17 protein-coding genes, 1 tRNA gene and 1 pseudogene are annotated in these 23508 nt (G+C 67.1%); 14 read left to right on the top strand and 5 right to left on the bottom strand.

Annotated elements, in window-relative coordinates; translation table 11 throughout:
• Positions 1-212: 212 nt before the first annotated feature.
• On the top strand, positions 213-1625 hold the full coding sequence (locus ACFPCV_RS38935) for a replicative DNA helicase (protein WP_378062625.1): 1413 nt from the start codon (positions 213-215) through the stop codon (positions 1623-1625).
• Positions 1626-2021: 396 nt separating this feature from the next.
• Here the strand turns inward: ACFPCV_RS38935 and ACFPCV_RS38930 are convergent, their stop codons facing one another.
• Positions 2022-2363 (bottom strand): hypothetical protein, encoded by a 342-nt coding sequence (locus ACFPCV_RS38930; protein WP_378062623.1) that lies wholly within the window; start codon positions 2361-2363, stop codon positions 2022-2024.
• Positions 2364-2665: 302 nt separating this feature from the next.
• Between ACFPCV_RS38930 and ACFPCV_RS38925 the strand changes: the two genes are divergently transcribed.
• The 3 genes from ACFPCV_RS38925 (at position 2666) to ACFPCV_RS38915 (ending at position 6666) form a co-directional block, all read left to right on the top strand.
• A complete protein-coding gene (locus ACFPCV_RS38925; protein WP_378062622.1) occupies positions 2666-3178 on the top strand; it encodes a hypothetical protein in 513 nt (170 codons plus the stop codon).
• A gap of 377 nt (positions 3179-3555) precedes the next feature.
• Positions 3556-4413: a hypothetical protein gene (locus tag ACFPCV_RS38920; protein WP_378062620.1), complete on the top strand. Its 858-nt coding sequence runs from the start codon at positions 3556-3558 to the stop codon at positions 4411-4413.
• Between the two features lie 471 nt (positions 4414-4884).
• Positions 4885-6666: a hypothetical protein gene (locus ACFPCV_RS38915; protein WP_378062619.1), complete on the top strand. Its 1782-nt coding sequence runs from the start codon at positions 4885-4887 to the stop codon at positions 6664-6666.
• On the opposite strand, the gene ACFPCV_RS38910 is transcribed toward ACFPCV_RS38915, so the two are convergent.
• The gene (locus ACFPCV_RS38910; protein ID WP_378062618.1) at positions 6663-7628 is read right to left on the bottom strand and encodes a hypothetical protein; all 966 of its coding nucleotides are present in this window, start codon (positions 7626-7628) and stop codon (positions 6663-6665) included. The two genes, ACFPCV_RS38915 and ACFPCV_RS38910, sit on opposite strands and share 4 nt — an antisense overlap.
• Before the next feature lie 785 nt (positions 7629-8413).
• Here ACFPCV_RS38910 and ACFPCV_RS38905 point away from each other — a divergent pair.
• A complete protein-coding gene (locus ACFPCV_RS38905) occupies positions 8414-8689 on the top strand; it encodes a hypothetical protein (protein WP_378062617.1) in 276 nt (91 codons plus the stop codon).
• Positions 8686-9798: pseudogene (locus tag ACFPCV_RS38900) on the top strand (recombinase family protein); the annotation flags it as partial. The gene ACFPCV_RS38905 and the pseudogene ACFPCV_RS38900, both read left to right, overlap by 4 nt.
• 872 nt (positions 9799-10670) lie before the next feature.
• On the opposite strand, the gene ACFPCV_RS38895 reads toward ACFPCV_RS38900, so the two are convergent.
• Positions 10671-10744 (bottom strand) — tRNA-Leu (locus ACFPCV_RS38895).
• Between the two features lie 279 nt (positions 10745-11023).
• Between ACFPCV_RS38895 and ACFPCV_RS38890 the strand changes: the two genes are divergently transcribed.
• Positions 11024-11632 (top strand): ANTAR domain-containing response regulator, encoded by a 609-nt coding sequence (locus tag ACFPCV_RS38890; protein WP_378062615.1) that lies wholly within the window; start codon positions 11024-11026, stop codon positions 11630-11632.
• Here the strand turns inward: ACFPCV_RS38890 and ACFPCV_RS38885 are convergent.
• A complete protein-coding gene (locus ACFPCV_RS38885) occupies positions 11625-13568 on the bottom strand; it encodes a hypothetical protein (RefSeq protein ID WP_378062613.1) in 1944 nt (647 codons plus the stop codon). The genes ACFPCV_RS38890 and ACFPCV_RS38885 overlap by 8 nt on opposite strands.
• Before the next feature lie 281 nt (positions 13569-13849).
• Here ACFPCV_RS38885 and ACFPCV_RS38880 point away from each other — a divergent pair, with 281 nt between their 5' ends.
• The 5 genes from ACFPCV_RS38880 (at position 13850) to ACFPCV_RS38860 (ending at position 19485) form a co-directional block, all read left to right on the top strand.
• Entirely contained in the window at positions 13850-15082 is a 1233-nt protein-coding gene (locus tag ACFPCV_RS38880) for a branched-chain amino acid ABC transporter substrate-binding protein (RefSeq protein ID WP_378062611.1), read from the top strand.
• An 84-nt stretch (positions 15083-15166) separates the two neighbouring features.
• Positions 15167-16084, top strand: a complete 918-nt coding sequence (locus ACFPCV_RS38875; RefSeq protein ID WP_378062609.1) for a branched-chain amino acid ABC transporter permease — start codon at positions 15167-15169, stop codon at positions 16082-16084.
• On the top strand, positions 16081-17859 hold the full coding sequence (locus ACFPCV_RS38870) for a branched-chain amino acid ABC transporter permease (RefSeq protein WP_378062607.1): 1779 nt from the start codon (positions 16081-16083) through the stop codon (positions 17857-17859). The genes ACFPCV_RS38875 and ACFPCV_RS38870 overlap by 4 nt, the downstream gene beginning before the upstream one ends.
• Positions 17856-18698 (top strand): ABC transporter ATP-binding protein, encoded by an 843-nt coding sequence (locus ACFPCV_RS38865; protein WP_378062606.1) that lies wholly within the window; start codon positions 17856-17858, stop codon positions 18696-18698. Before ACFPCV_RS38870 ends, ACFPCV_RS38865 begins: the two co-directional genes overlap by 4 nt.
• Before the next feature lie 73 nt (positions 18699-18771).
• On the top strand, positions 18772-19485 hold the full coding sequence (locus tag ACFPCV_RS38860) for an ABC transporter ATP-binding protein (RefSeq protein ID WP_378062604.1): 714 nt from the start codon (positions 18772-18774) through the stop codon (positions 19483-19485).
• A 45-nt stretch (positions 19486-19530) separates the two neighbouring features.
• Here ACFPCV_RS38860 and ACFPCV_RS38855 read toward each other — a convergent pair whose 3' ends face one another.
• Positions 19531-19980, bottom strand: a complete 450-nt coding sequence (locus ACFPCV_RS38855) for a PaaI family thioesterase (protein WP_378062601.1) — start codon at positions 19978-19980, stop codon at positions 19531-19533.
• A 147-nt stretch (positions 19981-20127) separates the two neighbouring features.
• On the opposite strand from ACFPCV_RS38855, the gene polA reads away from it, so the two are divergent.
• Together polA and ACFPCV_RS38845 are read left to right on the top strand one after the other, a co-directional pair.
• Entirely contained in the window at positions 20128-22782 is a 2655-nt protein-coding gene (gene polA, locus ACFPCV_RS38850) for a DNA polymerase I (protein WP_378062639.1), read from the top strand.
• Between the two features lie 123 nt (positions 22783-22905).
• Positions 22906-23430, top strand: coding sequence for a Rossmann-fold NAD(P)-binding domain-containing protein (locus tag ACFPCV_RS38845; protein WP_378062599.1), 525 nt, complete (start codon positions 22906-22908; stop codon positions 23428-23430).
• Positions 23431-23508: the final 78 nt, after the last annotated feature.

The raw sequence follows: 23508 nt of genomic DNA, 5'->3' as shown, positions 1-23508 counted from the left end.
GGTGATGGTCACCGTGACGCGTGGTCACCCGGGAGGAGATGCCGCCGAAGCGGTAACGTGTCCTGGCGGGCAGTGATCTTTCCCAGCGAACAACGCTTCTGGGTGTGGTTCTGCCGCTCCCGCACATGGCGGCCAAGCCCTCTGCAGTTCCCGTTGACACGACACCCCCTCGCCTCGCACGGATCGTCGGTGTCGGTCGGTATAAAGGGCCGGTGACGACCTCATCCGCGCCCTCCGAAGGCGCCTCTGCTCACGACGGGGATAACTCCGGCGTCGAGAACAGTGACGGCGTGGGTCTGCCGCACGACATTGTCGCTGAGCAATCCACGTTGGGTGGAATGCTGCTCAGCACAGACGCAATCGCTGACGTGGTTGAGGTCCTCCATCCACGGGACCTCTACCGAGGCGCTCACCGAGCCATCTACGACACCATTCTCGACCTCTACAGTCGCCATGAACCGGTCAACACGACCACGGTTGCGCAAGCGATAGAGAAGCAAGGCGGCCTGGACGGCATCGGTGGGGCGTCATACCTGCAAACCCTGGCAGCAACCGTGCCAGTGGTCGCGCACACTGGCCACTACGCCCAAATCGTGGCAGAGAAAGCGGTGCTGCGTCGACTCGTTGAGGCTGGTACCGAGATCGCCCGGCTGGGGAAACACGCCGACAGCGAGACCGATGTCGATGTTGCGAGGATAGTCGACCAGGCGCGGGCCAGGTTGGACGAGGTGGCCCCACACCACGCGACTGAGGATTTCCCTGAACTGTTCGAACTACTCCAGCCAGCGATGGACCAACTCGACGCCATTGCCTCCCGCGGAGGCAACACGTTGAACATCCCGACCGGCTTCGCAGACCTTGACGCGGTCACCAGCGGCTTGTCGCGAGGAAGCCTCACCATCATCGGCGCTCACCCTGGAGTCGGTGCCAGCACTCTCGCCTTGAACTTCGTCAGAACCGCTGCTGTCCGCCACGGCATTCCCGCCGCCTACCTGTCATTGGACAATCCGGTCGACGCCGTCACCCAACGTCTGCTCAGCGCGGAGGCAAAGATCCGCCTAACGGACATGCGATCCGGTCGAATGTCCGACGATGACTGGACACGTCTCGCACGGCGCATGACCGAGATCAGCGAGGCCCCCATCGTCATCAGCCGTCCCGAACACATGGACATCACCGCGCTGACGAAAGCGATCACCGAACTGACCGCCCAAAAAGGTGTCCAACTGATCGTCGTGGACCCCCTCCACCTGGTTACCGCCCGTCGGGACCTGCCCTACGAGAACCGCGAACGCGAGATCGCTGAGATCACTCGCCGATTGAAGCGACTCGCGTTGGACACCAACATCGCGATCATTGCTACGGCACAGCTATCCACCAACCCTGGGCCCCGGCAACCCACCCCGCCCCGCCCCTCTCTCGCCGACCTCCGGGACTCGGGCACCATCGCCCACGTGGCCGACTACGTCCTGTTCATCAACCGGCCCGACGCCTGGGAGCGCGACGACCCACGCGCCGGCGAGGCCGACCTGATCCTTGCCAAACATCGACACGGGCCCACTGCAACAATTGTGGCCGCTCATCAACTCCACTACAGCCGATTCGCCGACCTCGCGCAGCGTTAACAGGACGAGATCGGCGAAGTGACCTCTCGAAATGGGACTAATGAAGTCAACAACATGCGATTGTCTGGCCTGTTCAGGCAGGCCAGCGGGTACCGACGCTTTCTCCGTAGATATTGTCCGTGTGGGCGGTGCTTGAACTGATGTGAAGGTCGTGATCGACGACACCGAGCGGGAGCTCGTGATGCGCCTTAACGAGCTGACGATCGAGGAGGGGAGGATTCCGGAAGTGTGATGGGAGGGGGCCGCGTGGTTCGCGCGGGGAGCGTTCTGTCCGGTTTCGGCGAGGTGCGAGGCAAGGAAGTCCAAACGCACGCGTCAAGGTGCGGTACGGCGCAAGAACCGCCGATAACCTCGACGCAACTGTCACACGGGGGCGCTGCGTCGGCGTTCCGGGCTTCAGGAGATCGGGTTGAAGTCGGCGAACCGCATCGCTGCGCCGTCGGGGTTGAAGAACACCTCGTAGCCGCGGCGGACTGCGTTGGCCGCGCACCGACGGCAGCCCAGCACGGCGAAGTCCGTGACGCCAGGACCGGCCACGACCTTTCCCGAGCGTAACCCGCGGCACAGGACCTGGTCGGCGACCGGGTCGAACAGGTGCGTGAGCGATCCGCCGGTGGAGCCCACGCCATGCAGTTTCGGCCGACCGTTCCCGCCGAGAACCAATCCAAGGACCATCAGGCACGTTAGCGGGGCCGGCCCGCGCTCGTCGATCCCGATCAGCGGTTCGATGACAGGCACTTTGCATCCCGTTCAGTCCCGCTCGAACTCGGCGTCGTACCCGCGGTTGGACGACGCTGCGGCCATCCTCGATCCCACGGACGTAACGGGCCCGGTCGGCTACGTCAAGGCAGAGGCAGCACCCGCTGGCCACAGCTACGAGGGTAGTTGTTCGGCCCCACTCACGTGGCCCGGCTTATGCCGGGTGTCTGAGTTGATCAAGCCAGCGGTTCGCTCTTTCGAGGAAGTCAGCGTGCTCTATCGTTACAGCACCCCATCGAGCCCCGATGGGGCGACGACTTCCCATTTCGGAGAATCACGCCATGGCTGAAACCAACCGTCAGGACCTCCAACTCAGTGCCGACGGGACATGGGAGCCATACGCGGTGTTCACCGCAGAGGATGAAGAGATCGACGAGCTCGGCGAAGCGCTCAGGGCCAAGGGCTGGGAGTCGCTTCTGGACCTGGGGTCGGACGACAACATCGGTTTCGAGATCAACCTCTACCAGCGTCGGCCCGACTCAGGGCATCCCGAGTATCTGCTCGCGGTGTGGGGCAACCAGATCGGGACACCGTTCTTGAAGGTTGACAACCTCCCCGCCGCGATGCAGCTACTGTCGCAGTGGGCGCCAGCCATGCAAGCCGCGAGCATCGCCCATGTCGTGTCCGACCTATCTGCCCCCTACATCGACCACCATGGCCTGGTCGAAACCCTCGCGGCACGAGCCGCCTGGGGTGTCCAGGAACGGCTGCCTGCGCTCAAACAAGACCGGGACCAGCGCGACCGTGAAGCCGCAGAACGCCGACGCGCTGCTCGCACCCCGAAGAGTCCGTGACCTCGGAACTTCGAGGTCAATCCAAACGGGTCCCTCACCAGGACGGTCGGCCTAGTGTCGGACCGAGTGGTGACTACTTTCGGTCCCGCCTATATGTCGAGCATGCCCGGCAGGCCGTCGAACGACTCGACGGCCGGTGACCGACTCCGTTAACCACCCTCACCTGGGTACGGCCTCCAGCAAGGTGAGCCAGACAGGGACAACACGTCGGCTGGGTTCTGGGCGTGGGATCGTGGGGCGGGCTGCCGGAGGTGAAACGCGCGCTGGCCTGGACTCGGGGGGGCAGGAACGGCTGCCACCTTGTCAGATCTCGCATCATCGACTCGCCGGGCAGGAGGTGGTGGGGTGGCGCGCTGGTGAGCGAGTAGCATGCCTGGATGCCGACCGACTTCCGTGTCTTCTTCCTGCGGCAGCCACGATGGCCAGTCCGCGTGGTGCCGGAGACCGATGATGAGGTCAACAAGGCGGTGGATACTTTCCGCTGGCGGACTGGTATCAGTGCTCGCTTTTCGCATCCGGCTTTGCGGAAGTTGCTATTGCCTTACTTCAAGCACGGCTGGTGCATCCGCGCGATCGAGCATGCCACGAGTTGGCGGCCTTCAGGCGTGCGGCAGTCTCCGTTCTCGGACTCGGGCGGCACCGACGACGAAGTCACCAAAACAGCTCAGTTTAACCTAGAAGCGGCCCTGTCCAAGTGGTACGGCAAGGAGCCGCCAGTCGAGGCGCAGGCCGTTGAGGACGCCTACCGGGTGTTCCACGAGGACCAGGAACGAACTCGCGTTCGGCGTCTTTCCGACGACGCTATACGGGCATCGCATGCTGCACGTGCCGAAGCCATGGGTGCGGCCATCGGTGCGGAACAGGAACGTCAGAGTCGCCGTCGACGCGACCGTGTTGCCGACTGCCGTGAGGCTGACCGTCGGCAACGCTCGGCGCTCGGCGACCTTTCACGCATGGCCGGTCTTCACGACAGCGAGAATGTTCGGGAGATTACGCCGCCGAGCTGGCGTAACGAGGCCGACCGTCGCCAACAGGAAAGTGAACTCGCTGGCGCTGCGAGGGCGGGCTACCTGGACATGGTTGACGAGTTGCGGCACCAGGTGGCGGCAGAAGGAATCGCTGCTCTGGATCCGACGATGCGTCGGGTGCTGGCGCATCGTCGGCGTGGCGCCAAGACCGAGGCGTCTCTGGTGTATCTAGACAAGTTGATCGAGGACACGCGGAAAACTGGTTGAGCGCAGCGACGTTGCCGACGGATTCCGGCAGGTCGATGGCTGCTGATCACAGTGTTGCGGCATCGGCCTGTCTTTGTTCGGCTCACATGTCGTGTTGAGGCTCCTTGTCAGACGTGCAACAACTGTACGTGCTTTGACTCTAGGATCTGGCGGGTTGGCGAGGACGGCGAACACTGAGTTCGACGTGGTTCTGATGTCAGCGGCGGTCCTGGCAATCAGCGTGCAAGTCCCTAACGAGATGCCGACAAGCGTGGCTGCTTTTTGTCATGACTCGGCTCGGTGGCTGATGACTAAGCGCCCCTGAACCTCGGTGAAGAGTCGATGTGGCGGCCCTTCTTTGACGAAGATGGCGACTCGTAGCCAGATCATTCGATGAGGCTGTGTCTATGGTGTGGCGGCTCCGCAGGGGTCAGGGTGAGGTGATGTACTGGTGGCCGGTCTGTTCGATCTCGCGTCTCCTGGGTGGTGGGTATGACTGATGATTCAACGCCGGCACCGCTAACGCCGATGGTTGAGGCCGTCGATGGTGCCGACCCTGATCTGGTCGAGATCGGACGCCGGTACTGGAACCTTGCCGGGTTCGACAAGGAGACCGGGTACCCGCGCTGGGCGGAAACGGCCAGCGCGATCTGTGACGGGCGGCCCTACGTTGCTGCCGCCGCTGGCGTGCGGGCGGTGCTGGCTGACCTAGCGTGTCCCATCTGCAGCGGGCCGCTGTCGCTGACCTCCCGCGCTGAACTCCAAAAGATCGTTTCTGGTCAGACGCCAACCAAGTGTGTGGACTGTGATCCGATCCTGCTTGACAGCGCTGCCCGCATGATCAACCCGTCTAGCACGGTGCGGAACCGGCTCGACCGCCACGCCCGACAGCAACGTGTGCAACACCTTCGCCAACTCCACAAGGATGAGCAGACCGCGATCCTCCTGAACGACTACGAGGTCCAGCTGCAACCGGACACACCGATCCCCGCAGCGTCAGTGCGAGAAGAAGTGACCACCTTGGCGCTGCTGTCCTATGCCCCCAACCCGGCACCTTTCGCACCAATTGAACAGTGGGTAGACCCCCTGCACCCGGATGTTCGTCAGTCCGGGACCTGCATAGCTGAGGCTGTCGGCGCAAAGCTGCTGCGCATCCACCCAGACAGCCCGATCGAGAGCTTCGTGTGGGAGCCAGAAGACTTCGACGCCGCCTTCAACGCCCTGGACGCGGACAACGAGGCCGACGAGGAAGAACAGATTCGAGCGGTCACGGTCACCGACCAGTACTTCCCATCACGCGCGATCCACTACACCACGTATGGGCACAGCCTGGACACCGCCGCCGCCGCAGTGCGTGAGCACCTGGAGCAGCGGTTAGACCCAGCAGCGATGACCAAGTTCCGGCAGGGGCAACTTCGCGATCTGGCGATCGAGGTACTAGCCGAGGAAACCGTCCGCTATCTCGACGTTCTCCTCCAAGAACACAACTTGCCCGCAGCACCCGCAAACCACAAGGACAGGCTCAAGCGCGCGGCCTACGACATCGCCGCTATCAGACCCCTAGGCGAGCTGTACTACCTCGCCTGGTGCTCAGCCCGCGGTGCGGCCGCCGCCGCCCAGAAGAACCCGCGGGCATCCAAGGTCAACATGACCGTGCACGGTGTCAACCAGTTTGAGTCCCGAGCCCGGGCGGCGCTTGATCGCACCCGGGAGCTTCGACAGTTCAACCGCAAGGCGGGCCTCGAACTCGCCGCCATCACCCGTACGACCTTCCTGCATGTTCTGGGGAGCGACCCCTTCACCACTAGCGTTGATGACATCAACTGGCCGCCCCCGGTCCCTGAGGCGAGTGAACTCCTCATCGACCCCTACCTCGATCACCGGGTCAAGGTTGCTGCTGATACGGACTTCCCGCACCTCCGCTGCTCTATCTGCGGAGAGCACGTTCCCATCGGCGAGGCATGGATCTGGGTCGACATCAAAGACGCATTCCAGTACATGCACACCAGCAGCCAGGCCAGCACTCCCGAAGATCACGTCGACCTCATGATCAACCACCACCGTGCGCCCTGGGGCATCGGACACAGCGATTGCGGACCAGACACCGGCGCTCTTCATGACCTCCGCATGCCCCACACTCACCGCGCGTTCCTAGCCTGGACAGCCGAGGTGCTCAAGTACCGCTGGATCGATGGGACCGATCTCCGAGCCTTCCTTTCAGAAGCCGCTACCAGCACCGGACGATTCGGCAACCCCGCGCACCAAGACTTCTAATCCTGAAGCCACTCCATGTGTCCCGGTGCTGGCACGAGACGGGTCCACTCGCCCAGCAGTCTGGCGAACCCGTCATCATCGACTGGCTCTAGATGTCCCGCAACCTTCTTCTCTCGCGAATCTGGATATCCAGGAACGGGTCGTAGCGCTAGAATCGTCATTCTCGCGAACGGATTGACATTCCATGGAGGTAGGCTATTGTCGGTCATTCGTACGTAGAAAATAGAGTTCTCGACGCCCTCGTCACGAGGAATAACAAGATGAGCCTCAAGTTCGACCATGTCTTCGACATCGCCGCGACCGCCGTACGCCTCGCATGCGGCGACTAGTTGCTCCATGCGGCGAAGCTGGTCACGTGCTCCCCATCGTTCGGCGGGCGATCGATCTTCGCCCCAGAAGCGAACCACCCATGAAGCCCCAGCTTCCGGAAGGTAGCCGACCTGGCCATTCCGCAGTGATCGCGTCACTTCGCACATTTGCCATACGCGTGACAGCGCCGATTCCGGATCGATTCCGTGTGGCAAGTCTCGCAGTGCTTCCGCTCTGCTCGCCGCGTCGGCCGCTAGTTCATCGGCAATCGTAATTCGCTGTGTCCGTGACAGGTTGCTACACAGTTCGGGAAGTCTCTGCTGTAACTCCCTGGATGCGTCACGGAAACTCCACTCGTTGGCATGACGTTCGTCGCCCACAGTGATTTCGACACTTCGGACATCGGTAGTCTTATCTCGAAGTCGCTCAATGAAGCTGTTGATTCCGATTTCGAGTACCGGCGCCGTGTCCAGCCAGGCGGTAGCGTTCCATGCACCCTCGGATAACCGAGTCAGTGAATTTGCCAGGTTGTACGCCTGCTCGCACTCGGTGAGGGTGGTGACCTTGATGCTGTGATCGCGCTGATCTTCTCCAGGCCACGTCGCGACAATAGACGAACGAGACCCGGTGGGCATGACGCTATAGCTAGTCACGAGTTGATCTCCTTATTTGCGCAGCCTGACCCCGTGGCCACGTACGGCCACCAACGGGACCAATCAGGAGAGAGTGGAAGCTCCGCGGCGCAACCGCCGAGCCGATCCGTAGCGGTGAGCATAACGGATCGCACAGTACGTCGGCGATGACCACTGCGTAGTGAAGTCGGGCGGCTTCTGGCTTACTCAGGCGCTGCGCGGCGGCGGAATCAGTCGCGCCGCCCTCGGGCTGCTAGTGCGTGATCATCGTCGTAGGTGCTGACCAGGTGATACTGTGGACAGTGACGAGTGTGGGACGACAGCCCGCGATGTCTCTGTCGGTCCTCGGCGTGTGGCTGAGGGTGCGCTGGGGGCCAGCCGGGTCGCACTCAGTCTTGCTGAGTGCGATCAGCGCCGTGGGCCGCCTCCCCCAGGGCCACGGTGCAGATGCTGTCCCACGTCGGCGCGGTGTTCCTCCCCACCGTGCGTGAAACCGGAAGAGTCGCACGCGCCAGCAGGTCTCGGGGAGAGACCACGTCACATCGGGGGGAACATTCATCGTGTCTGACCACGAGCCAGACGAGCAATCACAGCACCAGTCGCAGCAAGGCCCGTCGCCGCAGCAGGGAGATTCCAGTCCGCCTGGTTGGTCGTCGGATGTGGACGCGGTCCACATCCCGACGCCACGCCCGCCTCTGGATGACCAGCCCGACATTCCCCTCCCGCAACCGCCGGACCAGCCACCGGATCAACAGCCGCGACGGTCGTCGGATCAGTCGCCGGATCGGTGGCGACACCATGGTGGTGTGCGGCCGGAAAATGGCTTGGTTGAGCCAGAATTCCGGTATGATCAGACGTGGAAACGAGGGAAACGCCGCCACTACAACGGGTTCGTCGAACGCGTCGGTGGTGCGGAAGGTGAGCGGTTACGCCAGGACCTGACCGCCGCCCTCCGCGATCTGCTCGACTGGGCTTTCCACGATGCCAACAACGGGCACGACTGGCGACGGGACGACCGTGGTGATGGTGGCTCTGAGGGGGAATCCGGGACGGGTTCCGGACAGGACGGTGACACGCCATGACACACGTGCACGATTCGCACGAGTCCGCTGACAGTGACGACGACAGTGACGACACTGGGGGCGTGGTGCCGCCAGCGTTGGCGCGCCCCACACCCACCCCGCCCAGCCCACCGGTGGCTGGTCCGCTTCCGGCGGTGCCGGGGTTGGGGCCGTCGGGCCTGTCGGACTACGCGGTCTCCCCGCTGGGGATGAACGCCGCCCTGTTGGGTGGTGAGGTGCGGGTGGCGGTGCTGGCGCGGACATCGACCGAGGATCAGCAGGACCCGCGGTTGTCGATCATGCGTCAGGTGGGGAATTGCCGGTCGTCGTTGCCGCAGGCGTGGGTGATCGTGGCGACGTTCTATGACGTCGAGTCTGGCCGGATGGAACTCGACCAGCGCGGTCAGGGCACCAACTATGAGCGGTTCGACATCCCCATCCCGCGTGACGGCGGTATCGCCGACCTGCTGGCCGAGGCGGCGCACCCGAACCGGCGGTTCGATGTGGTGATCTGTGAGGGCATCGCCCGTGTTGCGCGCCGCGCCTACGAGGGCCTGTCTGTCGAACGGGAGCTGGAACGTTCCGATGTGCCGTTGTTCGCCTCCAACGAGCCGATCACGCTCACAGGCAGCCGGGCGCAGCGGGTGTTGCACCGGCGGATCAACCAGACCTTCGCCGAGTTCGAGGTCCTCAACACCCTGGAGCAGTCCTGGGGCGGGTTGTGCACGCATGTGCGGGAGGGCTGGAACATCGGCAAGCCCCCGTACGGGTACCGGGCGAAAACCTACAAGCACCCCAACCCGATGAAGGCGTCGAAAGGCGTCACGAAGGCGCGGCTGGAACCGGACGGGGCGCGTGGGGAGACGGTCACCCAGATCGCGTTGTGGCGCTACCACGAACAACTCGGGTACGACACCATCGCCGAACGCCTCAACCAGGATCTCGCGAAGTATCCGCCGCCGTCGCCGCCCGGTGGCCGGCGGGCACGGGGTGCGTGGAGCAAGTCCAGCGTGTCCGACGTGCTGAAGAACCCGAAGTACGCCGGGTACCAGGTGTTCAACCGGCGCGCGACGCACTCCGCGCGGGGCAGGGTGAACGACCCGGCGAAGTGGGTGTGGTCACCCGAGCCCACGCATGAGCCGCTGATCCCGAAGTGGATGTACGACGAACTCACCGCCCGGCGTACCGCGCGCCGCGGGTCACGCGAGGGCAACGCCCCGAACGTGCACCCGCAGACCACGCGCACCTATGTGCTGCGCAGCATGGTCGTGCACGACTGCGGACGCCGGATGTCCGGCGGGCACCGGCACGGCTCCACCTACTACAACTGCGTCCCCAAAGCCAACAACCGAGGCCGCCCCGACACCCATATCGGGCACGCCAAAGCCGCCTACATCCGAGAAGACGCGCTCCTCGACGCCGTCTCGGCCTTCTACAGCGACCGAGTGTTCGGCCCCCACCGCCGAGACCTCCTCCAAGCGGATCTCGCGACCGTCGACGACCGCGAGAGCAGGCAGCGAGACGCCGAACGAGAGCGGTTGCAGCGCACTCTCGCTGACCTCGCCCGCCGCCAGGACAACGTCATGCGCCAAGCTCAGGACAGCGAACCCGGCGACCCCTTCGCCCAAGGCTTGCGGCAGACCTACAACGACCTGGAAAACCAGCGCCGGACCACTCTGGCCGCGCTCGCCGACCTGGACGCCGCGGACCAGACCGCGCCCGCCCGGCCCACCCTCGACGACGCTGGGTTACTCGACGCGCTCCCACACCTTGCAGTGAACCTCACCAAAGCACCCGAACAACTCCTCCGGGCCCTGTTCGAAACCACCCGGCTCACCGTCCAGCTCCACCCCGACAGCGACGACGTCACCATCACCATCCGGCTCCCCGCCGACGACCTACACACCATCGCCAGAGCTGCGGAAAGGATCACCAACACCATGCCCCAAACACAAGAAACGCCTGCTCAAGAGGCAGGCGCGGCTTGTGTGGATGCAGTACGTGCCCCCGGTGCGATTCGAACGCACACTGGACGGGTTTTGAATCCGTTGCCTCTGCCGATTGGGCTACGGGGGCGTGCGTGGGGAGACTCTACGGGATCGACCTTCGGGCGGTCCTCAGGGTTCTTTGTGGGCCGGAACGGGCCGGTGGTGCCTGTGGTGATCTGTCCCCGCGCGCGTACCCAGGGTAACCAACGGCCGGTCGGGTTCTCGCAGGTGTGGCGCTCGTCATGCTGTTGGTGGAGGGCTTGTTGCCACGTCGTTAACGTTGTGCTGATCACGGCCTGTGTGCGGTCTCGGGGTCCGGTCCGCCGGTACGCTTAAGGCTCAGACCTATCGATTCAGGAGGACCCCGGTGACCGATCAGGCTGCCGAGGCCCAGTCCGGCCCGGCCGTGCAACGTAGTGTGCTCGTCGCGGAGGACGAGGCGCTCATTCGGCTCGACCTTGTGGAGATGCTCAAGGAAGAGGGCTACCACGTCGCCGGGGAGGCCGCGGACGGTGAGCAGGCCGTCGCGTTGGCCAAGGAGCTGCGGCCCGACCTTGTGATCCTCGACGTCAAGATGCCGAGGATGGACGGCATCGACGCCGCGGCGCAGATCGCGGGGGAGCGGATCGCGCCCGTCGTGATCCTGACCGCGTTCTCGCAGCGTGACCTCGTCGAGCGGGCGCGGGAGGCCGGGGCGATGGCGTACCTGGTCAAGCCGTTCGCCAAGCACGACCTCGTGCCCGCGATCGAGCTGGCCGTCTCGCGGTTCTCCGAGCTCCAGGCCCTCGAGACCGAGGTCGCCACGCTCACGGAACGGATGGAGACGCGCAAGCTCATCGAGCGCGCCAAGGGCCTCCTCATGACCAAGCAGGGCCTCTCCGAACCCGAGGCCTTCCGCTGGATCCAGCGGACCGCCATGGACCGGCGAGCCACGATGAAGGCCGTCGCCGAGGCGGTGGTGGAGAACATCACCTGACGGTGAAGTTCAGCACCGCGGACACCGGTCGCTCGTCGCCCGCCATGGTGTACTCGCGCACCTCCAGTACGTGTGCGCCGCGCGCCAGGCCACCCGTGGCGATCGACAGGGCGTGCTGACCGCCGAGGCCCGGCCCGTCCGCGCGGGTCGGCACCCCGGCGATCAGCCCACCGTCCAGCCACACCTCGAAGCCCTGCACACCGCCGATCGTGCCGGTCGCCCACTGGCTGGTCGACGCGTCCAGGTCCACCTTCAGCACGATCTGGCCCCTCGGCGGCACCACCGCCGAGTTGAGTGGCTCGCCCGCCGAGTTGCACAACACCGCGTCGACCGACGGCGGCACGTCGGCGCCCGTGGGCCTCGGCCGTTCGAGCGCCGGTGACGGCGGCGTCCACCCGGCCGCCGGTGTGAGCTGGAGATACGTCTCCACCAGCCGGACCTGCTGCGTCGCGCCGGGCGCGCGCAGCACGAACGGCGTGATCGAGTCCGTGCCCCCGGCACCGAGCAGCGCGGCTGGCACGTCGGCGACCACGGTCAGCGCCGCGCCGTCCTCGGCCGACGGCGCCGCCACGACCGGCCGTGCGGGCACCCGCAGGTCACCGAACTGCATCACGACCCCGCGCGGGTCCATGCCCTCCGCGACCATGAGCGTCGCCACCAGCCGCGCCGCCGTCGCCTGCCGCAGCGGGGTCCTGGCGATGCCGAGCTGCGGCGCCTGCTCGGTCAGGCCCAGCACCCGCTGCGTGCCGGCGTTCACCGGTACCTCCGCGACGGGCGGCGCCGCCGAGGCGGGCCCCGTGAACCCGGCGGCCGCCAGGTGCACCCGCGAGCGGCGGCGCTCCGGCCCCCGGAACCCCAGCAGCACCGACGCCGACCGCCACGACGGCACCACACCGGCCACCGCCACCGGCAGCCCGTCCTGGTACACCCGCAGCCCGGACGTCGTCAGCACCACCTCGAACAGGTGCGTCACGTTCGGTCCGCGCACCGGCGCCGGGAAGACCTCCAGCTCCGGCGGCGCCACCCCCGGCACGTCCGGCGCGGCGCTCACGTGCACCCCGCCGTCGTCGACGCCCACCCGGATCGTGCCGCCCGGCAGCGCCGCGTCCCTCGGCGGGAACCGGTTCGCTCGTTGCGTGTCGGCGCCGACGCGGTCCACCGGGCCGGGTGCGAGCGTGATCGTCAGCTCCCCGCCGGTGCCCGCGGTGTCCGTCCACACCGCGACCCTGCCCACCTCGCCGGACGGGCTCGGCGCGGTCAGCGTCATCGGCTGCCTCGCCCGCAACATCGCGAGGTCCGCGCCGCAGCTCAGTTCGATCGGCAGCCCCTGGCCCCGCTCGTCGACCACGTCCACGCAGCCGCGGTAACCGGCGAGGTGCCACCGGTCACCGTAGGCCGCCGGGTCGGTGAACTCGTCGTGGAGACCGGTGAGCAGCGCCGCGGGCGTCTCGTCGGTCTCGCCCGGGGTCCCGGTGGTCACCGCGGGTTCGGAGCGCTGCCCGAACGCGTCGACGGAGCGCACCTCCACGACGTGCGCACGGTCGTCGGTCAACCCGTCGAGCCGCACGTCGGGGGTGGCGACGAACCGGGTGCCGAAGTCGCGGTCGGTGCCGTTGCCGTTCTCGGGCCGCCAGCGGACCTCGTAACCCGCGGCCCCGGCGGGCGCCTGGCCGCCGGGCAGTGCCTGCGCCCACGACACCCGCAGCGCGCCGCGCTCCGGGCTGGCTACCACCCGCGCGGGCGGCGCGGGCTCGCGGCCTTCGGCGGGCAGGACCACGTTGTCCGCGGCGAAACGCTCCACCGTCACCGGCGTGCGCGGTCCGTCACTTTCCGTGCCGCTGCTCAGAGAGTCGTCGGTGACACGCAGAGTGATCACGGATCCGGCGATGAGCGCGACGGCGCCCAGCCAGACGAGCACCCGCCTCCTGGTTGGCACCACTGCAGATTAGGAGCGGGCCGGTCGCGGGCAGGCGTCCGTTGCGAAGTTGAGATCGTGTACCCCGCCATGACCGGAAGGTCCCACTTCGTCCGATGAGCGGACACGGACGGTCAGTTTCGTTGCAGTCTGGTCACGAGCGCTGCTGAGGCGTGACTAGGACTGGGGTCGGTTACTAGGTTCCGGCCAGCCCTCTGACATGGACGAGGGCCGGGTTCGGCATGCTATGCGGCAACCAGGCGGCAACTGCCGGACGGAAATGCGGAGAAGGGACACGTCACGTGCGAAACCAGACGGTGAAAGCCGCGGCTGTCGTGGCAGCGGGCTTGCTGCTGCTGTCGGCTTGCGGCACGAACAAGGAGGAAGGCGGCTCTGCTGGTGGTGGGAGCGACCAGTCCTGCGACGTCAGCAAGGGCACGCTGACCCTCGGCGTGATCGCCCCGCTGAGCGGTGAGCTTTCGGCGCTGGGCAAGGGCATCGAGAACTCGGCGAAGCTCGCGGTGGACCAGGCCAACGAGAAGTGCGCCGTCAAGGGCTACAAGCTGGCCATCCAGGCGGAGGACGACCAGAAGACGCCGCAGCTCGGCGCGCAGGCCGCGACGAAGCTCGCTTCCACTCCGAACGTCGTCGGTGTGGTGTCCACGCTGAACTCCTCGGTGTCCCAGAGCGTCCAGCCGATCCTGGACCAGGCTGGCATCCTGCAGATCTCGCCCGCCAACACCGCGGACTCGCTCACCAAGGGCGAGGACCTGAACAACCCGAAGCGGCCGTACCCCACGTACTTCCGCACCTGCACGGTCGACTCGCTGCAGGGCCCGTTCGCGGCGAACTACCTGATCGAGAAGTCGGGCAAGAAGAAGATCGCGATCATCACCGACGGTCTGACCTACGGTGAGGGTCTCGCGTCCTCGTTCGAGGAGCAGGCGAAGAAGAACGGCGCGCAGATCGTCACCCGCCAGAAGATCGGTGAGAAGGACACGGACTTCTCGTCCGTCATCGCGGCGGTCAAGCCGTTCGCGCCGGACGCCATCTACTACGGCGGCCAGTACCCGCAGGCCGGTCCGCTGTCCAAGCAGTTCGCCGGTGCGGGCCTGAGCATCCCGGTCATGGGCGGCGACGGCATCTTCGACGGGCAGTTCATCGCGCTCGGTGGCAAGGACGGCGACCTGGCCACCTCGGTCGGCGCGCCGACCGAGGAGCTGGAGAGCGCCAAGGCGTTCGTCGACGCCTACAACGAGGCCGGCTTCAAGGAGGGCTTCTCCGCCTACGGTGCGTTCTCCTACGACGCCGCCAACGCGATCATCGCGGCGGTCGGCGAGGCCATCGGTGACGGCGAGTGGACCGACACCCTGCGTCCGGACGTGGTCGAGGCCGCGCAGAACTACAACGCCGATGGCGCCACCGGCGAGATCGCGTTCGACGAGAACGGCGACAGCACCAACACGGTTCTGACCGTCTACCAGGTCACCGGCGGCGAGTGGAAGTCCGTCGAGACCGGGAAGTTCGAGGGCTGAGCAAGCTCCTAGAACTTTCCCGATCATGAGTCACGAGACGGCGGGGGTGGGCCGAGCCCACCCCCGCCGCCTGTGGAGGTAGATGTGACGACTCTGTTACAGCAGATAGCGAACGGGCTCGTGCTCGGCGCGACGATCGGTCTGATCGCACTCGGCTACACGATGGTGTACGGCATCATCCAGCTGATCAACTTCGCCCACGGCGAGGTGTTCATGGTCGGTGCCTTCGGTGGTCTCGCCGTGTACCGCTGGGTGTTGCCCGTGAGCGTCCAGGACGTCTGGTACATCGCGCTGCCCCTGATGTTGGTCGGCGGTGTCGTGGTGGCCGTGGTGATCGCGGTGCTCATGGAGCGCTTCGCGTACCGGCCGTTGCGCAACGCACCAAGACTCGCGCCACTGATCACCGCACTCGGTGTCTCGGTGGCGCTTCAGGAAGCCATCCGGTTGTGGTACCCGAACGCCGACGCCGCGCAGCCGTTCCCGCGCGTGTTCATCGACGCCCAGGTCAGCATCGGGAGCATCGAGATATCCGCGTCCGGTCTGCTGCTGATCGTCGTGTCGGTCGTGCTGTCGGTGCTGCTCCAGACCTACATCAGCCGGTCGAGGATGGGCCGCGCGATGCGGGCCACGTCGCAGGACCGTGACACCGCGCGGCTGATGGGCGTCAACCCCGACCGGGTCATCGTCCTCACGTTCGTGCTCGGTGCCACGCTCGCCGGCATCGCCGGTGTCCTCTACGGCTCCTACATCACCAACGTGGACAACTCCATCGGCTTCCAGAACGGCATCTTCGCGTTCACCGCGGCGGTGCTCGGCGGCATCGGCAGCCTGCGCGGTGCCGTGATCGGCGCGTTCATCATCGGCCTGATCAAGACTCTCGGCGGCCAGTACCTGCCGGGCGGCACGCAGTACGACTACGTGTGGATCTTCGTGGTCCTCATCCTCGTGCTCGTGTTCCGGCCGCAGGGGCTGTTCGGTGAGGCGGAAAGGGTGCGCGCATGAGCCGCCTCTCGGGAATCGTCCCGGCCGCGCTGGTGCGGCCGATGACCGCGCTCGGCGGAATCCTGTTCCTCGTCGCGGCGATGCTGCCGTGGGCGACGTTCCTGCTCAACGACGGGGCGTACCCGGAGAAGTCGACGCTGCAGTTCTTCGACGCGCCGTTCGAGCTGACCGGGTTCCGCTGGCACCTGCTGCTGTTCGGCATCGCGGCGCTGGTCGTCACGTTCGTCCCGGTACCCGGCAAGGCGCGCGTGCTGCGTGCGCTCGGCTGGGGCGGGCTGGTGATCGCGCTGACCGGCGCGGTCTTCATCGCCGCGAAGGGCGGCGGGTTCGGTGCGATCACGGCCGCCGGGGACATCGTGGCGTTCGGCAGCTTCGTCGGCATCATCGGCGGTGTGCTGCTGATCGTCGGTGGCACGGCCACCGGCGTCACCGAGATCCCGGACTGGTCGACGAAGCTGTTCGGGCTGTCCGGCACGGCCAACCGGCTGGCCACGTACGCGGTGCTCGTGGTCGCGTTCGCCGGGGTGCTGTACCTGGTCTCGCTGACGCTGACCGCGGGCGGCATCGGCGGTGTGGCGTTCCCCTACGCGGGCCCGATCTTCCTGGCGTTCCTCGGGTTCGCCGGTGGTCTGCTCGGCGCGCTGCACGGCATGGGCGTGACCCGCCTGATCTCCCGGCTGTCCGAACAGCACCGCGCGTTCAGCGTCCTGGTGCTGCTGGTGTGCGCGTTCGCGCTGCCGTTCACGGAGGCGGGCAACGCGTACTGGATGCGCGTCGCGGCCACCATCGGCGTGTACGCCGTCACCGCGATCGGCCTGAACATCGTGGTCGGTCTCGCGGGCCTGCTCGACCTCGGCTACGTGGCGTTCCTCGGGATCGGCGCGTTCGTCGCGGCGAACCTGTCCGGCGCGGCGGCCTCCGGCCTCGGCTGGGAGCTGCCCTTCCCGGTGGCGGCGCTGATCGCCGCGTGCGTGGCGGGTGTCTTCGGCGCCATCGTCGGTTCGCCGACGTTGCGGGTGCGAGGCGACTACCTCGCGATCGTCACGCTGGCGTTCGGCGAGATCTTCTACCGGTCGGCGCTGAACGACGTCGGCGGTCTCACCAACGGGTCGAACTCGATCCCCGGCATCCCGCCGGTCGAGCTGTTCGGCACCCCGTTCAACGAGGCCATCGACCTGTTCGGCGTGGCGCTGCCATCGGGCGTGCTGTACTACTTCCTGATCGTGCTCGTGGTCGGCCTGATCATGGCGGTGTTCGCGAACCTCAAGAACAGCCGCATCGGCCGTGCCTGGATCGCGATCCGGGAGGACGAGGACGCCGCGCGCGCGATGGGCATCAAGACCGGCAAGGCCAAGATCCTCGCGTTCCTGGTCGGTGCGACGGTGGCCGGTCTCGCCGGTGCGATCTTCGCGCACAACCTGGGCACCGCGTCCGCGGAGAGCTTCCGGTTCCTGGAGTCGGTGACGCTCCTCGCCGCGGTCATCCTCGGTGGCATGGGCACCATCCCCGGCGCCGTGCTCGGCGCGTCGCTGCTGTTCGTGCTGCCGGAGAAGCTGCGCGAGTTCGACGACTACCGCCTGCTGGTCTTCGGGCTGGCACTGGTGTTCATCATGCGGTTCCGGCCGCAGGGTCTGGTGCCAGACCGGCACCGGCGGGCCGAGCTCGCCGGTGAGACGGCCGAGGGCAGGCGCATCGAGACCGAAGAGGAACAGGCGGTGCTCGAACACGAACGAGAACACACCGGCCCCTCGACAGGGAAGGAGGACCGGGCATGAGTGCTGCACAGCATCGCGCGACCGAGAAGGTCCTCGCGGCCACCGGCGTCACGATGGTCTTCGGTGGTCTCACGGCGCTCAACGACGTGAACATCTCCCTGGACGAGGGCCGGATCGTCGGGCTGATCGGGCCGAACGGCGCAGGCAAGACGACGCTGTTCAACTGCCTGACCGGCCTGTACACCCCGACGCGGGGCCAGGTCCTGTTGCGCGGCAGGCAGCTGCCGTCGGACCCGGCGAAGGTCACCGTGGCGGGGATCGCGCGGACGTTCCAGAACATCCGCCTGTTCCCCAACATGACCGTGCTGGAGAACGTCCTCGTCGGGCGGCACATCCAGATGAGGCAGGGCCCGATCGCCTCGGTGTTCCACGGGCCCGGGTTCAAGCGCGGCGAGCGGGAGGCCCGCGAGAAGGCCAGGGAGCTGCTGGAGTTCGTCGGCCTGCGCGGCGTCGAGAGCGAGGCGGCGCGCAACCTGCCCTACGGTGACCAGCGCCGGCTCGAGATCGCCCGCGCGCTGGCCACCGAGCCGGAGGTGCTGCTCCTCGACGAGCCCACCGCGGGCATGAACCCGCAGGAGACCGAGGCCGCCCGGCAGCTGATCTTCCGGATCAGGGACACCGGGGTGTCGGTCGTGGTGATCGAGCACGACACGAAGTTCATCTTCTCGCTGTGCGACTCGGTGTCCGTGCTCGTGCAGGGCGAGGTGCTGGTGGAGGGCTCACCGGAGACGGTGCGCGACGATCCGCGCGTGATCGAGGCCTACCTCGGCAAGCCACGCGAGGAAGTCGAAGCGGACGTCGCCGAGGCCGCCGCACATCAGCACAGGGAGGACTCGTGAGCGCAGCTTGCGTAGCGAACCAGCAAACACAGGGCGTCCGCGAGCGGCCGCTCGGAGCCGGTGAGGAGCGGTCGTGAGCGCTCTTCTGGAAGTCGAGGGGCTGAGCGTCGCCTACGGCGCCATCGAGGCCGTCCGGGACATCTCGTTCGTCGTCGAGGAGGGGCAGATCGTCTGCCTCATCGGTGCGAACGGGGCGGGCAAGACCACCACGCTGCGGACGATCTCCGGGCTGCTCCGCCCGAGGGCGGGCGACATCCGGTTCGAGGGCAGGTCCATCGTCAAGGAACCCGCGCACGTCATCCTCGGGCGCGGGGTCGCGCACTCGCCGGAGGGCCGCCGGGTGTTCGCGCGGATGTCCGTCGAGGAGAACCTGCTGCTCGGGGCGTACACCCGCAAGGACGAGTCGGGTGTGCGCGCCGACATCAACCGGGTGTACGAGCTGTTCCCCGTGCTCGGGGAGCGGCGCGGGCAGAAGGCGGGCCTGTTCTCCGGCGGTGAGCAGCAGATGCTGGCGATCGGCCGGGCGATGATGTCCAAGCCGCGCCTGCTGATGCTGGACGAGCCGTCGATGGGGCTGTCGCCGATCATGACGCAGCTCATCTTCGACACGATCAAGGAACTGCAGCAGCAGGGCACGACGGTCCTGCTGGTCGAGCAGAACGCGCTGGCCGCGTTGTCGCTGTCGGACCGGGGGTATGTCGTGGACCTCGGCCAGACCACGTTCGACGGGCCCGGCCACGACCTGCTCGCCGACGAGCGGGTGCGGGCGGCGTACCTGGGTCAGTAGTTCCGTGAGACGGACGGCGCCCCGGGTCCACCGGGGCGCCGTCCGTCACGCTCCGGGTGCCGCGTCGCGGAGCACGCAGGTCAGGCGGGCGGTGCAGGTCCGCTTGCCGTCCTCGTCGGTGATCACGATCTCGAACGTGGAGGTCGACCGGCCGGTGTGCACCGGCGTCGCGATGCCGGTGACCAGACCCTGCCGGGCCGCGCGGTGGTGGGTGCAGGACAGTTCGAGACCCAGCGCGACCCGGCCCTCCGGCGCGTTGAGCGCGGCGGCGACCGAGCCGATGGTCTCCGCGAGGGTGGCGTTCGCGCCACCGTGCAGCAGGCCGTACGGCTGGAGGTTGCCCGCCACCGGCATGGTGGCGACGACCCGCTTGGGGTCCCACTCGACGATCTCGATGCCCATCTTCGTCGGCAGGAACTGGTCGGCCAGGTCATACCGGATGCCCGGCAGGTTCTCCGGGAAGGTGTTCACGCGCTCTCCTCGCTGGTCGGACATGGGGCGATGAGCGCTCCGCAAGCTCCACTCGGAGGCCCGCCGGAAATTGTCGGTGCCCCACCCTAGACTCGCCGTGTGCCTGAGACGCCCGCCACAGAACCTGTCAAGACCCACGAGCGCCGCTTGTTGCTCATCGACGGCCACTCGATGGCCTACCGGGCGTTCTACGCGCTGCCGAAGGAGAACTTCTCCACCGGCACGGGCCAGCACACCAACGCGGTGTACGGCTTCACCTCGATGCTCATCAACCTGCTGCGCGACGAGAAGCCGACGCACGTCGCGGTCTGTTTCGACGTGTCGCGCAAGACGTTCCGCAGCGAGCAGTACGCCGAGTACAAGGCCAACCGCTCCACGACGCCCGACGAGTTCAAGGGCCAGGTCAGCCTCATCGAGGAGGTCCTGCGCGCGCTGGTCATCCCGTCGCTGTCCCAGGAGGGCTTCGAGGCGGACGACCTGATCGCGACGCTCACCACCATGGCCACCGCGGAGGGCTTCGCGGTGTCGATCTGTACCGGTGACCGTGACGCGTTCCAGCTGGTCAACGACCAGGTGACCGTGCTCTACCCGTCCCGTGGCGTGTCCGAGATGGCGCGGATGACGCCGGAGGCGGTGCTCGCCAAGACCGGTGTGCAGCCCGAGCAGTACGCCGACTTCGCGGCGCTGCGCGGCGACCCGTCGGACAACCTGCCGAAGATCCCCGGCGTGGGGGAGAAGACCGTCGCGAAGTGGATCAACCAGTTCGGCTCGCTGAACGACCTGGTCGACCGGGTCGACGAGGTCAAGGGCAAGGCGGGCGACGCGCTGCGCGAGAACCTGTCGCACGTGCTGATGAACCGGCAGCTCACCGAGCTGGTGAAGGACGTGGCGATCGGCGTGGAGCCGGACGAGCTGGTCGCCAGGCCGTGGGACCGCGACGCCGTGCACCGGCTGTTCGACGAGCTGGAGTTCCGCGTCCTGCGGGACCGGCTGTTCGGCGAGCTGACCACCGCGGAGCCGGAGGCCGAGTTCGGTTTCGAGGTGACCGGCGGCGCCTACGAGGCGGGGCGGCTCGGCGCGTGGCTGGCGAAGAACGCCCCCGCGGGCGCACGAGTGGGACTGTCGTTCCAGCTCACCTCGACCGGTGTCGCCGGCGAGTCGGTGGAGCTGCGCGCGGTGGCCGTGTCGAAGGCCGACGGCACGGGTGTGTACGTCGATGTCACCACTCTGGGTGAAGACGACGAGCAGGCACTCGTGACGTGGCTGGCGGACGACGCGGTCGCGAAGGTCACCTACGACGTCAAGCCGTCGCTGCACGCGGTCCGGCACCGCGGGTGGACGCTGGGCGGGCTGGCGATGGACACGCAGCTAGCCGCGTACCTGGTGCGGCCGGGGCAGCGGTCGTTCGCGCTGGACGACCTGGTGCTGCGGTACCTGAAGAAGGAGCTGCGGGTCGAGCAGCAGCAGGAGGAACGGCAGCTGTCGCTGCTGGATGGCATCGAGGGCGACGACGCGCGGATCGCCGAGGGCGAGATCGTGCGCGCCCGCGCCATCGCCGAGCTGGCGGACGCGCTCGCCACGGCGCTGGACGACACCGGTCAGGCCAGCCTGCTCGCGGAGATCGAGCTGCCGCTGCTGCGGGTGCTCGCGGAGCTGGAGGCGATCGGCATCGCGGTCGACACCACCCGGCTGGCGTCGCTGGAGTCGCACTTCGCGGCACGGGTGAAGCACGCCGAGCAGGAGGCGTTCTCGGTCATCGGCAAGGAGATCAACCTCGGGTCGCCGAAGCAGCTGCAGGTGGTGCTGTTCGACGAGCTGGAGATGCCGAAGACCAAGCGTACGAAGACCGGTTACACCACCGACGCCGACGCGCTGACCGGCCTGTTCGAGCAGACCGAGCACCCGTTCCTCGCGCACCTGCTCGAACACCGCGACGCCACCCGCCTGAAGATCACGGTCGAGGGCCTGATCAAGTCGGTCTCCGACGACGGCCGCATCCACACGACGTACAGCCAGACGATCGCCGCGACGGGCCGCCTGTCATCGACGGAACCGAACCTGCAGAACGTGCCGATCCGCACGGACGAGGGCCGGACCATCCGCGACACGTTCATCGTCGGCGACGGCTTCGACGAGCTGATGACCGCGGACTACAGCCAGATCGAGATGCGGATCATGGCCCACCTCTCCGGTGACGAGGCACTGATCGAGGCGTTCAACTCGGGCTTCGACTTCCACGCCGCCACGGCCGCCAGGGTCTTCTCGGTGGAACCGGCCGAGGTGACGGGCGCCCAGCGAGCCAAGATCAAGGCGATGAACTACGGCCTGGCCTACGGTCTGTCGGCCTACGGCCTTTCCCAGCAGCTGCGGATCTCCACGGAGGAGGCCCGCGGCCTGATGGAGGAGTACTTCGCGAGGTTCGGCGGCGTCCGCGACTACCTGCAGGAGGTGGTGGCGAAGGCCCGCAAGGACGGCTACACGTCCACGATCTTCGGCCGCAGGCGCTACCTCCCGGACCTGACCTCCGACAACCGCCAACGCCGCGAGATGGCGGAACGCATGGCGCTGAACGCCCCGATCCAGGGCAGCGCGGCGGACATCATCAAGGTCGCGATGCTGAACGTGCACCGGGAGCTTCGGGACGCCGGGCTGAAGTCGCGGATGCTGCTGCAGGTCCACGACGAACTGGTGCTCGAGGTCTGCGCTCCCGAGCGTTCCCCGGCGGAGGAGCTGGTGCGCAAGGGCATGGGGTCGGCCTACAAGCTGGACGTGCCGTTGGACGTTTCGGTGGGCTTCGGAAGGTCGTGGAACTCGGCGGCCCACTGAGCGCAACGACCTCGTGATGGGGGCGCCGGTGCCGGCTTGAACCGCCGCACCCGTCCGCTGACACGAAAATTCCGGCCCGCGCCGGTAACCTGAGGATCCCTCTCGCCGATCAGCGGAGGTCGTATGACCGCGCGTCGCGCCCTTGTCCTCGGTGGTACCGGCATGCTTTCGGGGGTGGCCGCCGCATTGCTCGACGACGGCTGGGCCGTCGTGCTCCCCAGCAGGCGAAAACCCGCCACCGACGGGCAGGCGCGCTGGGTCAAAGCCGACTGGACCGAGCCCGCGGCCCTCGCCGAGACCTCGGGCCAGGCCCTCGGTGGGCCCGCCGACCTGCTGGTCGCCTGGGTGCACCGCGGCGTGCGGGTCTCCGTTCTCCGTGCCGTCGCGCCCCTGCTCGCCGACGGTGCGCCTGTCGTGGAGGTGCACGGCAGCGCGTCGGCCAACCCGCTGGGCGGATGTCCCGACCCGGTGCTGCCTGGCCACCCGACCCAGCAGGTCGTACTCGGCTACGTGCGGCACGCCGGGCGCACCAGGTGGCTCACCCACGACGAGGTGTCCGCCGGTGTGCTCGACGCGGTGCACCGGGCACTCGACGGCAAACCACCGCACGTGCACCAGGTGGGGGAGCTCCGCCCCGTCCACGGCTAGGTGGCAATGCCCTGAAAGGCGCGTTCAGTCGTCGGTGTCCTCTGGCGAGGACGTCCTGCTGGGGGTGAAAATCTTGTC

The sequence above is a fragment of the Actinophytocola glycyrrhizae genome, assembly GCF_042653545.1.
GTDB lineage: Bacteria > Actinomycetota > Actinomycetes > Mycobacteriales > Pseudonocardiaceae > Actinophytocola > Actinophytocola glycyrrhizae.
The sequence above is the reverse complement of the archived record's forward strand: the minus strand, read 5'-3'. Positions and strand labels throughout refer to the sequence as shown.

Excerpts from the sequence above, each read along its gene's own strand:
- ACFPCV_RS38845 (WP_378062599.1), top strand. The coding sequence starts at position 22,906 with ATGACCGCGCGTCGCGCCCTTGTCCTCGGTGGTACCGGCATGCTTTCG.
- ACFPCV_RS38915 (WP_378062619.1), top strand. The coding sequence starts at position 4,885 with ATGACTGATGATTCAACGCCGGCACCGCTAACGCCGATGGTTGAGGCC.
- polA (WP_378062639.1), top strand. The coding sequence starts at position 20,128 with ATGGCCTACCGGGCGTTCTACGCGCTGCCGAAGGAGAACTTCTCCACC.
- ACFPCV_RS38855 (WP_378062601.1), bottom strand. The coding sequence starts at position 19,980 with ATGTCCGACCAGCGAGGAGAGCGCGTGAACACCTTCCCGGAGAACCTG.
- ACFPCV_RS38870 (WP_378062607.1), top strand. The coding sequence starts at position 16,081 with ATGAGCCGCCTCTCGGGAATCGTCCCGGCCGCGCTGGTGCGGCCGATG.
- ACFPCV_RS38865 (WP_378062606.1), top strand. The coding sequence starts at position 17,856 with ATGAGTGCTGCACAGCATCGCGCGACCGAGAAGGTCCTCGCGGCCACC.
- ACFPCV_RS38920 (WP_378062620.1), top strand. The coding sequence starts at position 3,556 with ATGCCGACCGACTTCCGTGTCTTCTTCCTGCGGCAGCCACGATGGCCA.
- ACFPCV_RS38925 (WP_378062622.1), top strand. The coding sequence starts at position 2,666 with ATGGCTGAAACCAACCGTCAGGACCTCCAACTCAGTGCCGACGGGACA.